The 19,387-nt window shown below is 66.3% G+C and carries 13 protein-coding genes; 9 read left to right on the top strand and 4 right to left on the bottom strand.

Annotation, left to right across the window (positions count from 1 at the left end):
• Nucleotides 1-129: 129 nt before the first annotated feature.
• Nucleotides 130-1,965, bottom strand: coding sequence for a Ca2+-dependent phosphoinositide-specific phospholipase C (locus tag ACZZZD_RS06050; protein WP_463433558.1), 1,836 nt, complete (start codon nucleotides 1,963-1,965; stop codon nucleotides 130-132).
• A gap of 201 nt (nucleotides 1,966-2,166) precedes the next feature.
• Between ACZZZD_RS06050 and ACZZZD_RS06045 the strand changes: the two genes are divergently transcribed.
• Nucleotides 2,167-2,466 (top strand): hypothetical protein, encoded by a 300-nt coding sequence (locus ACZZZD_RS06045; RefSeq protein ID WP_463433556.1) that lies wholly within the window; start codon nucleotides 2,167-2,169, stop codon nucleotides 2,464-2,466.
• Between the two features lie 346 nt (nucleotides 2,467-2,812).
• Here ACZZZD_RS06045 and ACZZZD_RS06040 read toward each other — a convergent pair whose 3' ends face one another.
• Nucleotides 2,813-4,255, bottom strand: a complete 1,443-nt coding sequence (locus tag ACZZZD_RS06040; protein ID WP_463433554.1) for an aldehyde dehydrogenase family protein — start codon at nucleotides 4,253-4,255, stop codon at nucleotides 2,813-2,815.
• Between the two features lie 257 nt (nucleotides 4,256-4,512).
• Here ACZZZD_RS06040 and kdgD point away from each other — a divergent pair, with 257 nt between their 5' ends.
• The 3 genes from kdgD to ACZZZD_RS06025 are packed head-to-tail and all read left to right on the top strand — an operon-like array spanning nucleotide 4,513 to nucleotide 8,002.
• Complete coding sequence (gene kdgD, locus ACZZZD_RS06035; protein ID WP_428153445.1) at nucleotides 4,513-5,457, top strand: 5-dehydro-4-deoxyglucarate dehydratase; 945 nt, start codon at nucleotides 4,513-4,515, stop codon at nucleotides 5,455-5,457.
• 56 nt (nucleotides 5,458-5,513) lie between these two features.
• Nucleotides 5,514-6,419, top strand: a complete 906-nt coding sequence (locus ACZZZD_RS06030; protein WP_428153446.1) for a LysR substrate-binding domain-containing protein — start codon at nucleotides 5,514-5,516, stop codon at nucleotides 6,417-6,419.
• Nucleotides 6,420-6,430: 11 nt separating this feature from the next.
• The gene (locus ACZZZD_RS06025; protein ID WP_463433550.1) at nucleotides 6,431-8,002 is read left to right on the top strand and encodes a carboxylesterase/lipase family protein; all 1,572 of its coding nucleotides are present in this window, start codon (nucleotides 6,431-6,433) and stop codon (nucleotides 8,000-8,002) included.
• 29 nt (nucleotides 8,003-8,031) lie between these two features.
• Here the strand turns inward: ACZZZD_RS06025 and ACZZZD_RS06020 are convergent, their stop codons facing one another.
• Both ACZZZD_RS06020 and ACZZZD_RS06015 read right to left on the bottom strand, forming a co-directional pair.
• Entirely contained in the window at nucleotides 8,032-9,879 is a 1,848-nt protein-coding gene (locus tag ACZZZD_RS06020; protein ID WP_463433548.1) for a hypothetical protein, read from the bottom strand.
• On the bottom strand, nucleotides 9,879-11,243 hold the full coding sequence (locus tag ACZZZD_RS06015) for an MFS transporter (RefSeq protein WP_463433546.1): 1,365 nt from the start codon (nucleotides 11,241-11,243) through the stop codon (nucleotides 9,879-9,881). The genes ACZZZD_RS06020 and ACZZZD_RS06015 overlap by 1 nt, the downstream gene beginning before the upstream one ends.
• Nucleotides 11,244-11,595: 352 nt before the next feature.
• Here ACZZZD_RS06015 and ACZZZD_RS06010 point away from each other — a divergent pair, with 352 nt between their 5' ends.
• The 5 genes from ACZZZD_RS06010 to ACZZZD_RS05990 all read left to right on the top strand — a co-directional run bounded on the left by ACZZZD_RS06010 (nucleotide 11,596) and on the right by ACZZZD_RS05990 (nucleotide 19,387).
• Nucleotides 11,596-14,418, top strand: a complete 2,823-nt coding sequence (locus tag ACZZZD_RS06010) for a TonB-dependent receptor (protein WP_463433544.1) — start codon at nucleotides 11,596-11,598, stop codon at nucleotides 14,416-14,418.
• Between the two features lie 326 nt (nucleotides 14,419-14,744).
• Entirely contained in the window at nucleotides 14,745-14,834 is a 90-nt protein-coding gene (locus tag ACZZZD_RS06005; protein WP_196066341.1) for a potassium-transporting ATPase subunit F, read from the top strand.
• Between the two features lie 18 nt (nucleotides 14,835-14,852).
• The gene (gene kdpA, locus ACZZZD_RS06000) at nucleotides 14,853-16,562 is read left to right on the top strand and encodes a potassium-transporting ATPase subunit KdpA (RefSeq protein WP_463433542.1); all 1,710 of its coding nucleotides are present in this window, start codon (nucleotides 14,853-14,855) and stop codon (nucleotides 16,560-16,562) included.
• An 18-nt stretch (nucleotides 16,563-16,580) separates the two neighbouring features.
• A complete protein-coding gene (gene kdpB, locus ACZZZD_RS05995) occupies nucleotides 16,581-18,647 on the top strand; it encodes a potassium-transporting ATPase subunit KdpB (protein WP_463433540.1) in 2,067 nt (688 codons plus the stop codon).
• A 23-nt stretch (nucleotides 18,648-18,670) separates the two neighbouring features.
• Entirely contained in the window at nucleotides 18,671-19,387 is a 717-nt protein-coding gene (locus ACZZZD_RS05990; protein ID WP_463433538.1) for a TorF family putative porin, read from the top strand.

The raw sequence follows: 19,387 nt of genomic DNA, 5'->3' as shown, positions 1-19,387 counted from the left end.
CAGAGAGCTTGACGCGTTTCACCCGCGAAACACGTCGACCGGCCCATGGCGTCACGCCGGCCGATCTACCGCCCTCAACGACGGCGTCACCCCGCCCCTCAGCGTGTGACAGCCGATTTCATCCAATGTTCACGGCGCTGTCGCGTTCGGCCCCGCAACCGGCCCAAGACGGGCCTTGGCCAGCGCCGCCTGCACCTCGGCGCGCGCCGCCTCCATGTCGCGGCGGAAGGTCTCCGAGCGCTGTTCGGCGCCATAGATGACCGCGCCCGACAGGATGCCGGCCTCGGCGGCGCTGTAGCTGTGCGAGCCGCAGACGAAGCGGCTCTCGGCGAACTCGCGACCGCGCGCATACAGGGCGTCGGCCCGCTGGGGCGCCAGTTCGGCCAGGATCATGGCGATGTGCATCCCATGCGCCGAATGGCCGGATGGATAGTCGGGATTGCCCGCCAGATGGTCGCTTTTGGCCTCGCAGATCGGCAGGTCCGTGCCGATATAGGGCCGCTTGGTTCCCCAGTGTTCCTTGGCCACGCCCACGACCGAGCGGTCATTGCCCGACCGGTCCAGCAGGGCCGTCAGCACCGGCGCCTGTTCCGGCGTCAGGCGCACGCCCAGCGCCTGGGCGAAATGGTCGTATTTGTCGCCCGTGACATCGGCGGTCGCCACGTCCCAGCGCGCCGTGCCCTGAAGCGCGCGGGTCTCGCGGAACACCTCGGCGTTGGCGCGGTCGCGGGGCGAACCCGGCTCGGGCGGCGGGGCCAGCACCGTCGTCAGGTCCGGTCGATCCCCTGGCGCCAGATAGCCGCGCACGGGCGCGCCCGAAACCATCTCGACCGCCAGCCCGTCGCAGCGCGCGGCCGCCCGCACCGGATTGCACGCCGCCGCCTGGGCACCCGGCAGCCGCACCTCATAGGTCGCAAAGCGCGGATCGGCCCAATAGTAGTCGGTCGACACATACTGCGCCCCGCTGGCGAAGGCGGCGGTGCGACGGCCCACGTCGGCGGTCCTGGCCTCGACCGTATCGGCGTCGGCGCGAGTGCGCACGATGAAGCCCTGGCGCACGGCCGCGCGGATGCGATCCTGCTGGGCCACCGGATCGTTGAGCGTCAGATAGGCGGCGGCGGAGCTGGCCTCGTCGGTGTTGACGAACATCGCCCGGCCCTGAAGCGACGGTCGCCCGGCCGCATAGGCCGCGACCTTCTCCGGCCCTTCGTCCAAAGCAAAGAAGACCTTGCCGCGCGCCTCGCCCACCGTCGGCCAGCCGCCCGCCAGCACGCCGTGGCGAAGAGTGGCGTGGTCGCCGCGCACCTGGTCCGGCGTGATCAGGCGACCGGCGTCGAACACCGCGCGGATCTCGGCGTCCAGCGCGTCCCAGGCGGCCGCGTCGAAGTCCATCGGCGCCATGCCGCCCGGCATGGAGGCCCCACCTGTCTTGGCGTTCAGCATGATCAGGATCGGCGCGTGATCGGGATGGGCGGCCGACCAGTCGCGGATCTGGGTCAGACAGGCGACGAAGGTCAGGCAGGAACTGCGGAAATCCACGTCGGGCATATGCAGCACCTTCATCCCCGGCCGCGCCATGGCGTCCTGGAAGTCCGCGCTTGTCGGCGCGCCCTGGCCTGCTCGACCGAGGGCCGAGGCCGGGCGCGCATATCGGCCGCCCAGGGGGTCGTTCAGCACGTCGATCTCCAGCTGACGGGCGCCGGCGTCCAATTGTTCCGTCAACGGACGATGCGCATAGTCCAGCCCCGTCGCGCGCGGATCGGCCGCCGTCATCGCCGCCAGTTCCGCCTCGGGGATGGCCAGTTTGTAGCTGTTGTGGGTGCCGACCGCGGCGATGTCGTTCATCCGCAACGACCGATCCATCCAGACCCGCGCACAGCCATCCCCGCCCGCTGCGCGCACATCGGCGGCGGCCGGCTCGCAGGATGACGCGCCCAGAAGCAGGGCGAGGACAAGAGCGCTCATGATCGATCTCCGGGAGGGACGCCGCTGGAAATCGCGCGTCCCTCAGACAACGACCGTGAACCACGCTTCCTCAACAGGGGCGTGACAGGTTCTGCTCGCGGCTCGCCTGTCTGGCCACTACGGCGCGTTGCCGCAACGTCCAGATGCTTCGTCATACTGGCCTCGATCGACTTCGCTCGATCCCGACGATTGGAGATATTGATGCGCGGGCCGGAGGAAGACAGCGAAGCGGTGACGCGTGTAAGGGCCTATCTGCACGTCATACGATCTGCCGAAGACGCGCCGATGCCGCCGCTACTGCTGAAGGTATGGGTCGCCCACGACTGTATGGTTGAACGGCTGGAGTTCGTGCCCTTCGTCCACGAACAGACCAACACCGACCTGCGCGCCGCCGCCGTAGGTCGCCGCTTCCCGTCGCCAACTCAGGACATGCTGCTGCCGCTCAGAGTCGCTGTGCAACCGGCGCCGGCCGAAGACTCAGCAAGCGCGCCTCAAGAGTAGTCGTGCTGTCAGGTTATTGGCCGCAGGACTAAATTTGGTCGGCCGCACATGATCTCACGCTGTTGCCGCCGGTCAGGCCTCCTCCTTCGCATCGGTATCGGCCGGACGACGAGCGTGTGCAGCAAGCCGGATCCGCCCAGTACACCCACGAAGTCGGACAACGGATACGCGCCCACAACGCCGCAGCTTGATCGGTCCGAGGCCGCCTAACGCCGCCCTTGCGGGCCTACACCGATTACCGCTTGGCGCATTACGGACGCTGGGAGCATGAGAGGGCAGGGCGGTTTGCGCCTAAGTCGCATTCAGAGAAATGTTTTCGCTGTGGGGGCACTCCCCTTTCGGCGTGTCACCCCGCCGAATAGCTGGTCTTGATCTGGGTGTAGAACTCCACGGCGGCGAAGCCCTGTTCCCGCGCGCCGTAGGAGGACTTCTTCGAGCCGCCGAAGGGGACGTGATAGTCGACCCCGGCGGTGGCCAGGTTGACCATGGTCATGCCGGCGCGGGCGTTCCTCTGGAATTCGCGGGCGTGTTTCAGCGACTGGGTGACGATGCCGGCCGACAGGCCGAACTCCACGCCGTTGGCGACGGCGAGCGCCTCCTCGTAGCTGGCGACGCGGATGGTCGAGGCGACGGGGCCGAAGACCTCTTCATTGTTGATGCGGGCGTCGGCGGCGGTATCGGCGATCAGGGTCGGCTGGACGTACCAGCCGGGCGCGTCGAACGTCAGGCGCTCGCCGCCCGTGACGATGCGGCCGCCGGCTTCGCGGGCGATGTCGATGTATTTGTAGGAGGTCTCGCGCTGGGCCTCGGTCACCGCCGGGCCCATCTGGGTGTTGGGATCCAGCGCATCGCCGACGCGCAGGGCCGCGACCTTCTCGCCCAGGGCCTTGACGAAGCGGTCGTGGATGCCGTCCTGAACGATCAGGCGGCTGGAGGCGGTGCAGCGCTGGCCGGTGGCGAAGAAGCTGCCGTCCAGGGCGATGTTCACGGCCCGGTCCAGGTCGGCGTCGTCCAGCACGATCAGCGGGTTCTTGCCGCCCATTTCCAGCTGGACCCGCGCCTGGCGCCGGACCGCGCCCTCGGCGACGCCCGCGCCCACGGCTTGCGAGCCGGTGAACGAAATGCCGTCGATGCCCGGATGGGCGACGATGGCGCGGCCGACGTCGCCGTCGCCGATGACCATATTGACCACGCCCTTGGGCAGGCCGGCCTCATGCAGGACGGCGATCAGGGCCTCGGCCGTGGCCGGGGTCGGGCCGGCGGGCTTGATGACGACGGTGTTGCCGAAGGCGATGGCCGGCGCGATCTTCCACGCCGGAATGGCGATGGGGAAGTTCCAGGGCGTGATCAGTCCGAAGACGCCGACCGCCTGACGATAGGTCTGGATCTCCACGCCGGGGCGGGTCGAGGCCAGGTTCTGGCCGTGGACGCGCAGGGCCTCGCCGGCGAAATACTTCAGGATGCGGGCGGCGCGCATGGTCTCGCCGATGCCCTCAGGCAGGGTCTTGCCCTCCTCACGGGCCAGCAGGCGACCGATCTGGGCTGCGCGCTCCATGATCAGCGACCCGGCCTTGTCCAGCACGTCGAAGCGCACTTCCGGCGAGGCGTCGGACCAGCCGGGGAAGGCGGCGCGCGCCGCCTGAACGGCCTGATCCACCTCGGCGGCCCCGCCCTTGGGCGTGCGCGCCACCACGTCGCGCGTGTCCGACGGGTTCAGGCTCTCGCCCGCAAACGCGCCCGCGACCTTCTCGCCGCCAATCCAGTGCGTGAGGTCAAGCGTGTCAGTCATGAAGGGGACTCCTGCGGTGATACAGGGGAGCTAGGAAGTCCGGCCCCCAACGGGAATTGCCAATTCGGCATGGATCGGTGCGGCGTTCGCATCGATCCCATTTGGCGGGACGATCGGACCAATCCAGACAAAAGCCGCATCGGTCGATAGCGGCTTTGGCTTAGACCCGCCGGGATGGGGTGGATACCGTTAAGTCCAAGGCGAGAAGACAAAACGCCGCAGGGGCGGCTATGCGCCGTGAGACGACAGGAATTCCCATGTCCAGAATGACTCCGACCGAGATGGCCGGCACGATCGGCGGCGGCCTGCTGTCGTTTCCGGTGACCCATTTCGACGCCGAGGGCCGCTTCAATGAGGCCGGCTATCGCGAACATTGCGGCTGGATGCTGCAGCACGATCTGGCCGGCCTGTTCGCCGCCGGCGGGACGGGCGAGTTCTTCTCGCTGACGCCGGGCGAGGTCGAGGCCGTGGTCAAGGCTGCGGTGGCCGAGACGGCCGGCAAGACCCCGGTGATCGCGGGCGCAGGCTATGGCACCGCCATCGCCGTCGAGATGGCGAAGTCGGCTGAGGCTGCGGGCGCCGACGGCATCCTGCTGCTGCCGCCCTATCTGATGTTCCCCGGCCAGGAAGGCCTGGCGGCGCACGTCGAGGCGGTGTGCAAGGCCACTAGCCTGGGCGTCATCGTCTACAACCGCGACAACGCTGTGCTGAAGGCCGAGACGCTTGAGACGCTATGCGAGCGCAATCCGAACCTGGTCGGGTTCAAGGACGGCGTCGGCGACATCGAGCTGATGATGCAGGTCTATGCCCGGATGGGCGATCGGCTGACCTATGTCGGCGGCCTGCCCACGGCCGAGACCTTTGCGCCGGCCTATCTGGAGATGGGCGTCACCACCTATTCGTCGGCCGTGTTCAACTTCGTGCCTGACTTCGCCTTGAGCTTCTACAAGGCGGTGCGCGAGCGCGATCACGAGACGATCATGGCGGGTCTGCGCGACTTCGTGCTGCCGTACGTGGCCCTGCGCAACAAGGGCAAGGGATACGCTGTTTCCATCGTCAAGGCGGGCATGACGGCCATCGGCCGCAGCGCCGGTCCGGTTCGCACGCCGTTGACCGACCTGAACGCGGCCGAGTTCGCCGAGCTGGAAGCCTTGATCGCCAAGGTCCAGCCGGCGCCGGTCAAGCTGGCGGCGAACGGCTGAACCGTGACCTGTCCCCCTCGGATCGAAGCGACTAGGTTCGTCGGTTCGAGGGAGGCATGACCATGTTCGAACTGAGCCAGCTCCGGTGCTTCGTCGCCGTGGCCGAGGAACTGCATTTCGGCCGGGCGGCGACGCGGCTGAACATGACCCAGCCGCCGCTGAGCCGGCAGGTGCAACTGCTGGAGCGGATCTTGGGCGTGGTTTTGCTGGACCGCACCAGCCGTTCGGTGCGGCTGACGCCCGCCGGTCGGGGCTTTCTTATCGAGGCGCGGCGGATCCTGCGTCTGGCCGAGACGGCGGCCCTGGCGACGCGGCGGATCGCCAGCGGCGATGCGGGGCGGGTGGCGATCGGCTTCACGGCGGCGTCGGGCTACAGCTTCCTGCCCAAGCTGGTGGAGTTGGGGCGCACCAAACTGCCCAATGTCGATCTGGCGCTGCGCGAGATGGTGACCGGCGAACAGATCGAGGCCCTGCTGACCGGGCGGATCGATCTGGGCCTGATCCGGCCGCCATTGAACCGGCCCGAGTTCGACAAGTTGCGGGTCATGACCGAGCCCTTGCTGGCGGCCCTGCCGACCGGCGATCCGCGCCTGGCCAAGGCGGTGATCGACCTTTCGGATTTCGACGGCCTGCCCATGGTCATGTATGCCCCCGAGGGGGCCGGTTATTTCTACGGCATGCTGAGCGGCCTGTTCGACGAGGCGGGGGTCTCGCCGCAGTTCGTGCAGCACATGAGCCAGATCCACTCGATCCTGGCCCTGGTCCACGCCCGGATCGGCGCGGCCGTGGTGCCGGAGGCGGCGACGCGTCTGCATTTCGACGGGGTGGAGTTCCGGCCCCTGAACATCACCCCGGCCCAGCCGGTCGAACTGTTCGTGGCTTGGCGCCGCGACAACGACAATCCCAGCCTGAAGCCCTTCCTGGCCCTGATCGAGGCCCAGGTGGAGGGCGCTGCCCCCTAAGGAGACGCCTCATGGTCGAGCACACGCGACGGACGGTCTGCGCCTTGGGCGGCGGGGTCGCGCTGGCGGCAATGGCCGGAGGGGTGATGGCTGAGGGTGCGGCGCCGGTGGCGACGACGCGTCACGGTCGGGTGCGCGGTTCTCTGGATCGGGACATCAAGGTCTTCAAGGGCCTGCGCTATGGGGCGGATACGTCGGCGCGACGGTTTCAGTCGCCGGTCGCGCCCCAGGCCTGGCGCGGGATCGCCGAGGCGACGACCTATGGCCATGCGTCGCCGCAGAAGAGCGACGAGCCGGACCAGGACGAGGACTGCCTGTTCCTGAACGTCTGGACGCCGGGCCTGGCCGACGGGGCGGCGCGGCCGGTCATGGTCTATGTCCACGGCGGAGCCCATGCCAACGGCTCGGGTTCCAGTCCGCTGTATGACGGCGCAGCCCTGTGCCGACGCGGCGACGTGGTGGTGGTGACGGCCAACCACCGGCTGAATGTGTTCGGCTACAACGGTCTGGGCCAAATCCTGGGCGGCGCCTATGCGGCCTCGGGCAGCGTCGGCAATCTGGATCTGATCCTAGCGCTGGAGTGGGTGCGGGACAATATCGCGAACTTCGGTGGCGACCCGGCGAACGTCACCGTTTTTGGTCAGTCGGGCGGCGGGGCCAAACTGGTGACGCTGATGGCCATGCCGCGTGCGGCCGGTCTGTATCACCGCGTTATCACCATGAGCGGTCAGCATGTGACGGCCATGGGGCCGCAGCATGCTGAGCTGCGGATGCGCGCCTTCTTGGATCATCTGGGGCTGACGCCGGAACGGGCGGCCGAGCTGGCGACCCTGCCGGCGGCGCGACTGGTCGAGGCGTTGCGGATGGCCGATCCGATCGAGAAGGGCGGGATGTATTTCCACTCGGTGATGGATCACGACACGCTGCCGCGTCATCCGTTCGTGCCGGATGCGCCGCGCGAGAGCGGGCATATCCCGATGATCATCGGCAACACCCATGACGAGGCACGGGCCTTCACGGCGGGGGACGAGCGGAACTTCCACCTGACCTGGGATACGGTGGCGGCCAAGCTGGCGCCGGAGTTCGTGGTCGATCTGAACGCGCAATATGTGGTCGACTGGTATCGTCAGCGTTTCCCGCAGATGTCGCCCAGCGATGTCTTCTTCGCGGCGGCGACCTGTGGTCGGTCGCGGCCGGGGCATCTGATCCAGGCCGAGGAACGGGCCAGGCTGAACGGCCCGACGTGGATGTATCAGCTGGACTTCGGGTCGCCGGTCGAGCCGCGCCTGGGCGCCTTCCACAGTTTCGACATCGCACTGGCCTTCGACAATTGCGACAAGCCGGGCTCGAAGACGGGGACGGGCGCGCAGGCGCTGAAGGTGGCCGAGGCGATGAGCGAGACCTTCATCGCTTTCGCCCGGACCGGCGATCCGAACAACGCCGCCATTCCGGCCTGGGGGCGCTATGCGCTTTCGGAGCGGGCGACGATGATCTTCGACGTGGACAGCCGGATCGAAAACGATCCTCGCGCCGACGAGCGTCGCCTGTTCCAGACCGCGCCGTTCCTGAAACAGGGAACCTGATTTAGAGTGGTAAGCGAGAGCTGGCGGCTCTACCGATCCCAGGGGAATTTCAGCGTCGGCGTGTTGACGTAACGGTCCATCGCCAGAATCAGTCGAGCGCCGGATCCCGGCGCAAGGCGCAGGGTGAAGGCGGCGTCGTTCACCTCGCGCCGCATGTCGCCGACGGCGACCGAGCGAATACGGTGCTCGCCATAGCCGCCGCCCTGCACGATCACGGTGCGCGACTGGGTCGGGCTGAGGTTGACCAGGGTGACGGCGGTCTCTGTCGCGGTCATTCGGTCGATCAGGGCGGCCATGTCCTGGGGCAAACCGGCGCGGCGGGCGTCGGCGTCGAAATAGCGCAGACGGGCGTACAGCGGCGAACCGCCGGCGTTGGCGCTGGTCGGGGACCAGGTCGGACGGGCGATGTGAAGCGCCCCCATGGTCTGTTGCATCAGGGCGGTGACGGCGGCGGGGTTCTGGTCCAGCACGGCGTCGGCCAGACGTGTGTCGGGCGTGGTCGTGTCCTCGCGCTGAGCCTTGGCCCGTTCGGCGACCTTGACCATGTCGGCGGCCAGGGCCTTTTCCGGCCAGGCCGCGTCGCGGCCTTCCAGATAAGCGATCCACGGATGATCGGGGGCGCGACGACGGTCGGCCTCCTTCATCGAGAACCACCAGATGTCGTGGGCGTTCGCTAGGTGCAGCCCGTCCTTCCAGCCGTACCAGCCGTCTGGCCCGTACATGGTCGGGGTCTGGACCTTGCCATCGACCGTGCGTTTCTGGGCGTTGATACGGTCGGCCTGGGCGCGCCAGGTCTGGAGATATTTGTCGTCGCCGGTCAGCAGATACGCGTTGAAGAAGCCGATGGCGGTACGCGGCACCCGGTTACGGTTCTCGCGCTCGCCGTTGACCGGATTGACCGGGCTGAAGCCCCAGCCATAGGTCCCGCCCCACCATTTGCCGTCAGCGGCCGAGCCGATCACTCCGTCCAGCCCGACGTTGGACGGCAGGATGTCGTCGTTGGCCTTCGCCCGTTCCGCCCAGGCGTCGACATAGGTCAGCAGCCAGTCGCGATATTTGGCCTCGTGCCCCAGCATGAAGGCGTTCAGGGCCAGGGTGGTCGAGAACAGGTTCAGAGGATGATCGCCGACGATGTCGGTGTATTCCTCGTAGTGCTGGAGGGTTTCCTCGTAGGTGTCCTCGCCGTGCTCCATATGAAAGCCGGTGGTGTCGAACGGGTCGCCGGCCCAGTCCAGGGCCGTGGCCTTGCGCAGCATCGGCCCGCGCGAGCCGTTCATCAGGCTGCGGATCACCTTGTGTTCGGGGTCGTAGTTCGGCGCGCTGGGATCCTCGCCCATATAGAGGCCAGCGAAGCGGCGGGCGCGGGCGTTCAGGCGGGGATCGTGCGGGTCGGACAGGCCCTGGACGTTGAACATCGTCATCTCTTCGGCATGGTGCTGCCAGTCGAGTTGGACGTTGAACTCCTTGTAGAACATGCCGCCGCGCGCGATTTCGACGTCGGTGGTCTTCGCCTGGGTGAACTGGCGCAGGTGGCCTTCCCAAGCCTGGGTGTACATCGTCTTGACGATGTCTGGTCCGCCGAGGGCGTGAAGCAGGGGCCAGTCGTTGACGTTCTCGATCGTGTCGTCGGGACCGTCGTTGGCGCCCCAGCGTTCGAAATGCAGGAAATAGCCCCGCGCGTCGAAGTACCGGGCGTAGAAGACCTCGCACGCCTCGGCCTGGGTTCGGATCAACTCGCGCTGCATCAGGGCCCAGGTCGGCGCCGCCATCGGAGAGGCGATCTCGACCGGTGCGGCGAAAGCGGACGCCGGCTTGAGCGCTAGGCCCATGGCCGCCAGCGAGGCGCCGGCGAGAACGCTTCTGCGGGTGGCGCGCATCAGGCCTTGGCCTCTTCGACCTTCAGGGTCAGGCGTTCGATCTTGCCGGTGATCAGGAAGTAGGCGGCGATGACCAGCAGGCAGTGCAAACCGACGAACCAGAGGGCGCCGTCGAACGAGCCGGTGGCGGCGACGATGTAGCCGATGACGATGGGGGTTACGATGCCGGCCGTATTGCCGAAGGTGTTGAAGATGCCGCCGGTGACGCCGACGAATTCGCGCGGCGAGGTGTCGGACACGACAGCCCAGCCCAGCGAGGCGATGCCCTTGCCGAAGAAGGCCACGGCCATGACAACGACGATCAGGGCCGAGTTGTCGATATAGGCGCAGGCGATGATCAAGGCTGACAGGACCATGCCGATCAGCAGAGGGGTCTTGCGGGCGATGGTCAGGGAGCCAGTCTTCTTGAGCAAGATATCCGAGATGACCCCGCCCAGCACCCCGCCGACGAAGCCGAACAAGGCCGGGGCGGCGGCGGCGAAGCCGGCCTCCATGATGTTCAGGCCGCGCTCCTTGACCAGATAAATCGGGAACCATGTCACGAAGAAATAAGTCAGGACGTTGATGCCGTACTGGCCGATGAAGACCCCGATCAGCATGCGGCTGCCCAGCACCTGTTTGACGTTGTTCCAGGTGAAGCCGGCCGATTTGGTCAGGGCCTTGTTCTCCATGTTGATCAGGCCGCCGCCGGCCGCGATGTAGTCCAACTCGGCCTGATTGACGCCGGGATGCCGGTCCGGGCTGTGGACCAGCTTCCAGAAAACGAAGGCCGCGACGATGCCCAGGCCCCCCATCACGAAGAAGACCGAGTGCCAGTCGAAGGTGTGCACCAGCCAACCCATGAAGGGCGCGAACACCACCAGCGAGAAATACTGGGCCGAGTTGAAGATGGCCGAGGCGGTGCCGCGCTCGGAACCGGGAAACCAGGCGGCGACCAGCCTGGCGTTGCCGGGGAAGGAGGGGCTCTCGGCCAGGCCCACCATGAAGCGCATGGCGAACAGGCCGATGAAGATCATGCCGCCCGCCAGGAAGCCGGAGAAGCCCTGGAACAGGGTGAACAGCGACCACAGGGCGATGGCCAGGGTGTAGATCAGCTTGGTGCCGAACCGGTCCAGCAGGGCGCCGCCAGGGATCTGGCCCAGCACATAGGCCCAGGCGAAGGCGGACAGGATGTAGCCCATCTGAATCGCGTCCAGACCCAGTTCCTTGGAAGCGGCGTCGCCGGCGATTGAGAAGGTCGAACGGTCCGCATAGTTGATCGTCGTCAGCAGGAAGATCAGCAGCAGGATCATGAAACGGACACGGGTCCGGCGGCCTGTCGGCGCAGCGGCATCGCCGGTCGGGGGGGCTTCCTGGGCGGTCATTCGACGCGTTTCCTCGATCTGTGGAGACCAGACCGGGGTCGCATTCGCCGCGGGCCGCCTCATCCCTGTGGTCACGCTTCTTTTGAGCGCATTGAATCCGACGATAGGTAGGATGACACCGGGCGTCTAAGCCAAAAACCCTATGGATTGATCCATAAGCGGTATCGATCCGGTTTCGTGCATCGGTTCAGTTTTTGTATCGGTCCATGCCTTCTTCGGATTGGCCTGTATCGATCGACCGATCCAATGTCGGCTTGAAGCGGACCGGCGAAGGTCGGCCGTCGGCGTATCGGGCGACCGGGACGCCACCCAACGAGAGACCCACGAAACGTGGGCAAGGGGAGGAGACCATATGATGCGCTCGACGCATGGATTCCAATTTGCGCTCAAGGTCGGCGTCTCGGCGCTGGCGATGTCGGCGATGCTCGGCGCGGGCGGTGCGGTGGCGCAGGACGCCTCGACGCCGGCTTCGGGTCAGACCGACGCGACAGACGTCGATGAGATCGTCGTCACCGGCTTCAGGGCCTCGCTGGTCAGCGCGCTGAACATCAAGAAGAACGAGAGTGGCGTCGTGGACGCCATTTCGGCCGAGGACATCGCAGACTTCCCCGACCTGAACCTGGCAGAGTCGCTGCAGCGTATCCCCGGCGTGTCCATCACACGCCGATCGGGCGAAGGGCGTCAGATTTCGGTGCGCGGCCTTGGCTCCGACTATACCCGGGTACGGGTCAACGGCATGGAGGCCATCGCCACCTCGTCGGGCACGTCCAACTCGGGCGGCACCAATCGCGGACGCGGCTTCGATTTCAACATCTTCTCGTCGGACCTGTTCTCCAACCTGATCGTGCGCAAGACGGCCTCGGCCGAGGTGGACGAGGGTTCGCTGGGCGCCACGGTCGATCTGAACGCCTCCAAGCCGTTCGACAGCCCCGGCCGCCGCGTCGTCCTCTCAGCTCAGGGCAGTTACAACGAGCTGGCGGGCGACATCACGCCTGGCGTCTCGTTCCTGGCCAGCGACCGCTTCCTGGACGGCAAACTGGGCGTGCTGGTCTCGGCCTCCTACGACGAGCGCCACCTGATCGAGGAAGGCGCCAACATCACCCGCTGGACCTACGGCGGCTTCAACGATGGGTGGAATCCGGCTTCCACCGTCGCTGGCAAGACGATCCAGCAGATCAACTACAAGGTCGGGGACGAGGGTCGAAACGGCTATGACGACGCGGCGAATGGGCTCTACCATCCCCGTATCCCGTCCTACGCCAGTTATGACACGTCATCGCAGCGACTGGGTCTCTCCGGTGCTGTGCAATTTCGCCCGAACGACTCGACTTTATTTACCGTCGAAGCGCTCTATTCCAAGTTCGAGGGCGAACGCTACGAGTCGCAGCTTCAGGCCTTGGGCCTCAGCCGAAACGGCTCCGGTAAGCCGCAGTCGATCATTCGTTCGGGCATCGTCGAGGGCAATAACCTTGTCCAGGCCAATATCGATCGCGTCGATCTTCGCACTCAGACCAGCCTGAACCAACTGAACACCGAGTTTAAACAGATCACTGCCGTCGTCGAACACGACTTCAACGATCGTTTCCGTGTCAAGGCCACCGCCGGCCGGTCGGAATCGACCTATGAGGATCCAATCGCGACGACCGTCACCTTCGAACGGTTGAACTCCGACAACTTCTCCTACGATTTCCGCCCGCGGATGATGGAGATGAGCCTGGGCTTCGATGCGACGGACCCGAACGCCTGGGCCATGGTGCCCGGTACGTCGGAAGTGCGTCTGACACCGGAGTGGGTCGATAACGCGTTCACCACCTACAAGCTGGCCAGCGAATACGACGTCAACGACAACCTGACGCTCAAAGTCGGCGTCGACTACAAGCGGTTCGACTATTCGACCGGCGCCCAGCAACGTGCGACCACGAACAACGTGCCGGCGATCCCCGCCGGGGCGGGCATCGCCGCCCTGTCGCGCACCTTCAATTTCGATGAAGGCCTAGGCCTGCCCGGCACGGCGCTCAAGAGCTGGCTGGCGCCTGATCTTGGCAAGTTCATCGCCCAGTACGACATCTACAGCAACACCGGCATTTGGGCACTGCGCGAGAACACGGGCGCCACGGCCGCGATCAAGGAAGAGACGACCGGCGCCTACGTACAACTGGATTATAACTTCAACGCCTTCGGTCTGCCCTGGCGCGGCGACATCGGTTACCGCTGGTTCCAGACCGACCTCGCGTCGAGCGGCAACAATGCGGTCGGTGGCGCGATTTCCTATGCCACGGTCGACAACAGCTATGACATGTGGCTGCCGTCCGCCAATCTGGCGGTCGATCTGCGCGACGACCTGATCGTCCGCGTCAGCGCCGCCGAGACCATCGCGCGCGCCGGCATCGGCAGTCTGTCGCCCGGCGGCACAGTTAACGTCCAGGGCACCAACCGAAACTACTCAGCGGGCAACCCCTTCCTGGAACCGATCAAGTCCAAGAACCTGGACCTCTCGCTGGAATGGTATCCCCAAACTGGTGCAATCATGGCGGTGGGCGTCTTCTACAAGGACATCGACACCTTTGTTCAGACCCTGCGCCGGCGCGCGCCCTACAACACTCTGGGGCTGCCCGATTCTTTCCTGATCGGCACCGGCGCAACGTCGACCGATGAGTTCGATATCAGCCAGCCGATCAATACCCCTGGCGGTGAACTGAAGGGCTTCGAGGTAAATCTGCAACTGCCTTTCACCGATCTGCTGCCCGGCATCTGGTCCGGCTTCGGCATCTTGGCCAACTACACCTATGTCGACTCGCAGATCGACTATGTCACCTCGACGACGGCTGGGGCGCCGATGATCAACGCCACTCTGACCGGCCTGTCGAAGAACGCCTGGAACGGCACCCTCTATTATGAGAACGAGAAGTTCAGCGCTCGCGTTTCGGTCGCCTATCGCGACCAATATCTGACGGGCGTGCCTGGCACCGACTTCAACAATGTCGCGGGCACGAACGAGACGACCAACGTCGATGCTCAGGTCAGTTACAATCTGACGGATGATCTGCGGCTGAGCGTTGAGGGGCTCAACCTGACCGACGAATACGCCGATCTGTATGTAGACGATTCCAACCGTCTGAACGCCTACACCCACACGGGCCGGCAGTTCGTCGTCGGACTTCGCTACACCTTCTAAGCGGGCCTCCCTCCCTGATCCCGCGCTTGGCGCCGCCCCTTCACTGGGGCGGCGTTTTTTTTTAGCCCACTTCCGTTGGCTTCTCCGCGTGGACTCAACCTGACAGCGCTTTTTGATTTGAGGTGTTTTTGGTTCGGGCCAAGAGCGCGGTTTTATGAATCCTTTAGGCGCGAAGCGGGAACTCGCATCGCGCCATTATGCGGCTCCATGGTCCAGTCCCGCTCGAACTTGAGCGAGGAGGCTGGCATGGCCGATGTGATTTATCTGGCGGTGGGGGCAGGGGCGTTCGCCGCCTTTGCCGCACTGGCCGCTGCGTTGAAACGGGTATGACGATGATCGCCATGCTCTGGGGGGCGGGGGCGGTGGTCGTCGCCGTTTACATGGTCGCGGCGCTGCTGCGGCCCGAGCGGTTCTAAGGGACCGGGACGGAATTCATGAACATTCAAGGATGGGGCGAGATCGCCCTGACCCTTGGGCTGGCCGTAATGCTCGGCTGGCCCATCGGCATTTATATGTCGCGCGTCTGGAACGGCGAACGGACCTGGCTGGACCCGGTGCTCAAGCCGGTGGAAGCCGTCTTCTATGGCGCTGCGGGCGTCGATCCGAAGCGCAGCCAAGGCTGGCTGGGCTATGCCGGCGCCCTGCTGGCCTTCAACCTTGCGGGCTTCGTCCTGCTGTATGCGATCCTGCGTCTGCAGGGCTTGTTGCCGCTGAACCCGCAAGGGTTCGCGGGCGTGTCGCCGCACCTGGCCTTCAACACCGCCGTCAGCTTCGTCACCAACACCAACTGGCAGAGCTACGGCGGCGAGACGACCCTGTCGACCTTCACCCAGATGGTTGGCCTGACGGTGCAGAACTTCGTCTCGGCCGCCACCGGCGCGACCATTGCGGCGGCCCTGGCGCGCGCCTTCGTCGCCAATCGCGGCGAGGGCGTCGGTAACTTCTGGGCCGACCTGACGCGCACCACCCTCTATGTCCTTTTGCCCGCCGCCCTGATCCTGGCCGTGACCCTGTCCGGTCTCGGCATCGTCCAGAGCCTGGCGGCGAACGTCCACGCAGTCGGCGTCGAGGGCGGGTCCCAGACACTGCCGCTGTTCCCGGCGGCCAGCCAGGTCGCGATCAAACAGTTGGGTATCAACGGCGGCGGCGTCTTCAACGTCAACGGCGCCCACCCGTTCGAGAACCCGAACGCCATCACCAATCTTCTCAGCGCCGTGGCGATCAACGTCATGGGTTGGGCCGCCTTCTTCGCCTTTGGCCGCACGACCCTGGCGGGACGCGACATCAAGGCCCTGGCGACGGCGGCGCTGATCCTGCTGACCGTGTCCAGCGCCGCCATGTATGTCATCGAGACCCAACCGGCGCCGTCCCTGGTCGCAGCCCAGGTGGACGCCTCGGTGAACATGGAGGGCAAGGAGGTTCGCTTCGGCGCCCCGGCCTCGACCGTCTGGTCCGTCGTCACGACCGGCGCCTCGAACGGCTCGGTCAATTCGATGCACGCCAGCTTCATGCCCTTGGGCGGCGGCTTGCAGATGTTCCTGATGCAACTGGGCGAGATCCTGCCCGGCGGCGTCGGTTCGGGCATCGCCATCATGGTGGTCATGGCCCTGCTGTCGGTCTTCGTCGCCGGCCTCATGGTCGGTCGAACGCCGGAATATCTGGGCAAGAAGATCGAGGCGCGCGAGATTCAGTTCGCCATGATCGCGGTGCTGATCCTGCCGCTGACGGTGCTGGGTTTCTCGGCGATCTCCGCCGTCTTCCCGACGGCGCTGGCGGGCCTGCTGAACAGGGGACCGCATGGCCTGTCCGAAATCCTGTACGCCTATACCTCGGCGGCGGCGAACAATGGCTCGGCCTTTGCGGGCCTGACCGCCAACGCGCCCTGGTGGAACACGACCCTGGGCCTGGCCATGCTGTTCGGGCGGTTCATTCCGGCCGTCGCCGTCCTGGCCATCGCCGGCAGCCTGGTCGTCAAGCCCAAGCTGGCGCCCAGCCCCGGCACCCTGCCCACCGACAACGGCCTGTTCATCGGCCTGCTGATCGGCGTGATCCTCATCCTCGGCGGTTTGCAGTTTCTGCCCGCCCTCGCCCTGGGACCCATCGTCGAGCACTTCCAGGTGCTCGCCGCGGTCGCCGGCGCCTGATCCTCCGGACATCCTGACATGACACAAATCACATTGGACCCCGGCGAAGGCGGCCGTTCGTCGCCCCTCGCGGGCGGGCTCTCCGGGGCGATGATCGGACGCGCCGTCGGCGACGCGCTCGTTAAGCTGAACCCCGTCAAACTGATCAAGAACCCGGTCATCTTCACCACCTGGATCGTGGCGCTTCTGTCCACGATCTCGGCGGCGGCGGCCATCGCCGGCGGTCAGTCGGCAGGCTTTGCGGTGCAACTGGCCCTGTGGCTGTGGGCCACGGTCCTGTTCGCCAACATCGCCGAAAGCATCGCCGAGGGACGCGGCAAGGCGGCGGCCGACAGCCTGCGCGCCACCCGCGTCACGACCAAGGCCAAGCTGATCGTCGATCCCAAGACCGGCACGGTGGTCCCCACCAATGCGTCGGAGCTTGAGGTCGGGTCGATCATCCTGGTCGAGGCGGGCGACGTGATCGCCTCGGACGGCGAGATCATCGAGGGCGTGGCCTCGGTCAACGAGGCCGCCATCACCGGCGAAAGCGCCCCGGTGATCCGCGAAAGCGGCGGCGACCGTTCGGCCGTGACCGGCGGCACCACCGTCGTGTCCGACTGGATCAAGGTGCGCATCACCGCCAAGCCGGGCTCCACCTTCCTCGACCGCATGATCGCCATGGTCGAAGGCGCGGACCGTCGCAAGACACCGAACGAGCTGGCCCTGGCCGTGCTGCTGGCCGGCTTGACCCTGATCTTCCTGATCGCGGTCGTGACCCTGGTGGGGCTGGGTGCGTACTCCGGCGTCGATCTGGACCCGATCGTCTTGGGCGCCCTGTTCATCACCCTGATCCCGACCACGATCGGGGGGCTGTTGTCCGCTGTCGGCATCGCCGGCATGGACCGGTTGCTGAAGGTGAACGTTCTGGCGACCTCTGGCCGTGCGGTCGAGGCGGCAGGCGACGTCGACACCCTGCTGCTCGACAAGACAGGCACCATCACCTTCGGCAACCGCATGGCGACCGAGGTCATTCCGGTTCCGGGCGTCCGACCCGAGGCCGCCCTGGCCGCCGCCGTCATGGCGTCCCTGGCCGACGAGACGCCCGAGGGCCGCTCCATCGTCGAACTGGGCCGCAACGCCGGCGTCTCGGTCGATCAACCGACCGGCGCCGTCGCCATTCCCTTCACCGCCGTCACCCGTCAGTCGGGCCTGGACGTCGGCAAGGACAGCTGGAGAAAAGGCGCGGTCGATGCGGTGTTGAAGGATCTGGGTCGGGCCGACGGCACGGCTCCGGCCGAGTTCCGCCAGGCCGTGGACCGGATCGCCCGTTCGGGCGGCACGCCCCTGGCCGTCACCCAGAACGGCGCCCTGGTCGGCGTCATCCACCTGAAGGACGTGGTCAAGCCGGGCGTGAAGGCGCGCTTCGCCGACCTGCGCCGTATGGGCCTGCGCACCGTGATGATCACCGGCGACAATCCGGTCACGGCCGCCGCCATCGCGTCGGAGGCCGGGGTGGACGACTACCTCGCCGAGGCCACGCCCGAGGACAAGATGCGCCTCATCAAGGCCGAACAGGCCAAGGGCCGTCTGGTCGCCATGTGCGGCGATGGCGCCAACGACGCGCCTGCGCTCGCTCAGGCCGATGTCGGCGTCGCCATGCAGACCGGCGCCCAGGCCGCCCGCGAGGCCGGCAATATGGTCGATCTCGACAGCGACCCGACCAAGGTCATCGAGATCGTCGAGGTCGGCAAGCAACTGCTGATCACACGCGGCGCCCTGACGACCTTCTCGGTCGCCAACGACGTGGCCAAGTATTTCGCCATCATCCCGGCGATGTTCGTGGTCTCCCTGCCGGCCCTGGGCGCGCTGAACGTCATGCATCTGCACAGCCCGCAGAGCGCCATCCTGTCGGCGGTGATCTTCAACGCCCTGGTCATCGTCGCCCTGATCCCGTTGGCGCTCAAAGGCGTCAAATACCGGGCCATCGGCGCCGGCGCCCTCTTGGGTCGCAACCTGCTGATCTACGGCCTGGGCGGCCTGATCGCCCCGTTCGTCGGCATCAAGCTGATCGACCTCCTCATCTCCGCGCTCGGCCTGGCCTGATGCGCGCTTCCAAGGACACCTCGATGCGTAAACCCCTCTCCAGGGCCTCGGGCCGCAACGACGCCTGGTTCGCCGCCGCCTGCATCGTCGGCATCGCCGGCTTGGGCCTGTGCAGCGAAGCCAGGGCCCAGGACGTTTCGGCAAACGTCGCCGTCACCTCCGACTATGTCTTCCGCGGCGTCAGCCAGACTCAGGAAAACCCGGCGATATCGGCGGGCGTCGATCTGACCAGGAACGGCTTCTACGCCGGCGGCTGGGCCTCTAACGTCGACTTCGGCGACGACACGGACGCCGAGGTCGATCTCTATGCCGGATATCGGCCCGAGGTCGCCGGCTATGCCCTGGACTTCGGTGTCATCGGCTACCTTTACGCCGGCCAGCCCGACGGCGCGGACTATGACTATGTCGAACTGAAAGCCGCCACCTCGCGCGCTGTGGGCCCCGCCACCCTGGGCGCCGCCGTCTATTATTCGCCCGACTTCTTCGGCGCGTCGGAAGACGAGGCGACCTACGCCGAGGTCAACGGCGTCGTCAGCCCGGCCGACAAATGGACGATCTCCGGCGCCGTGGGCCATCAGTGGGTGTCGTCTGACCTCGACTACACCACCTGGAACCTGGGCGCGGCCTATCAGCTGACCAGCAATCTGGCGGTGGACCTGCGCTATCACGACACCGATCAACACGACTTCGGCGACATCTACGGCTCACGCGCCGTGGCGACGCTGAAGGCCAGCTTCTGA

Source organism: Brevundimonas sp. AC546 (genome assembly GCF_979258305.1).
Note: the sequence above shows the minus strand (reverse complement) of the source record. Positions and strands in the feature narration are given on the sequence as shown.

Coding starts and splice junctions, on each gene's coding strand:
- ACZZZD_RS06050 (WP_463433558.1), bottom strand. CDS start 1,965: ATGAGCGCTCTTGTCCTCGCCCTGCTTCTGGGCGCGTCATCCTGCGAG.
- ACZZZD_RS06045 (WP_463433556.1), top strand. CDS start 2,167: ATGCGCGGGCCGGAGGAAGACAGCGAAGCGGTGACGCGTGTAAGGGCC.
- ACZZZD_RS06040 (WP_463433554.1), bottom strand. CDS start 4,255: ATGACTGACACGCTTGACCTCACGCACTGGATTGGCGGCGAGAAGGTC.
- kdgD (WP_428153445.1), top strand. CDS start 4,513: ATGTCCAGAATGACTCCGACCGAGATGGCCGGCACGATCGGCGGCGGC.
- ACZZZD_RS06030 (WP_428153446.1), top strand. CDS start 5,514: ATGACCATGTTCGAACTGAGCCAGCTCCGGTGCTTCGTCGCCGTGGCC.
- ACZZZD_RS06025 (WP_463433550.1), top strand. CDS start 6,431: ATGGTCGAGCACACGCGACGGACGGTCTGCGCCTTGGGCGGCGGGGTC.
- ACZZZD_RS06020 (WP_463433548.1), bottom strand. CDS start 9,879: ATGCGCGCCACCCGCAGAAGCGTTCTCGCCGGCGCCTCGCTGGCGGCC.
- ACZZZD_RS06015 (WP_463433546.1), bottom strand. CDS start 11,243: ATGACCGCCCAGGAAGCCCCCCCGACCGGCGATGCCGCTGCGCCGACA.
- ACZZZD_RS06010 (WP_463433544.1), top strand. CDS start 11,596: ATGATGCGCTCGACGCATGGATTCCAATTTGCGCTCAAGGTCGGCGTC.
- ACZZZD_RS06005 (WP_196066341.1), top strand. CDS start 14,745: ATGACGATGATCGCCATGCTCTGGGGGGCGGGGGCGGTGGTCGTCGCC.
- kdpA (WP_463433542.1), top strand. CDS start 14,853: ATGAACATTCAAGGATGGGGCGAGATCGCCCTGACCCTTGGGCTGGCC.
- kdpB (WP_463433540.1), top strand. CDS start 16,581: ATGACACAAATCACATTGGACCCCGGCGAAGGCGGCCGTTCGTCGCCC.
- ACZZZD_RS05990 (WP_463433538.1), top strand. CDS start 18,671: ATGCGTAAACCCCTCTCCAGGGCCTCGGGCCGCAACGACGCCTGGTTC.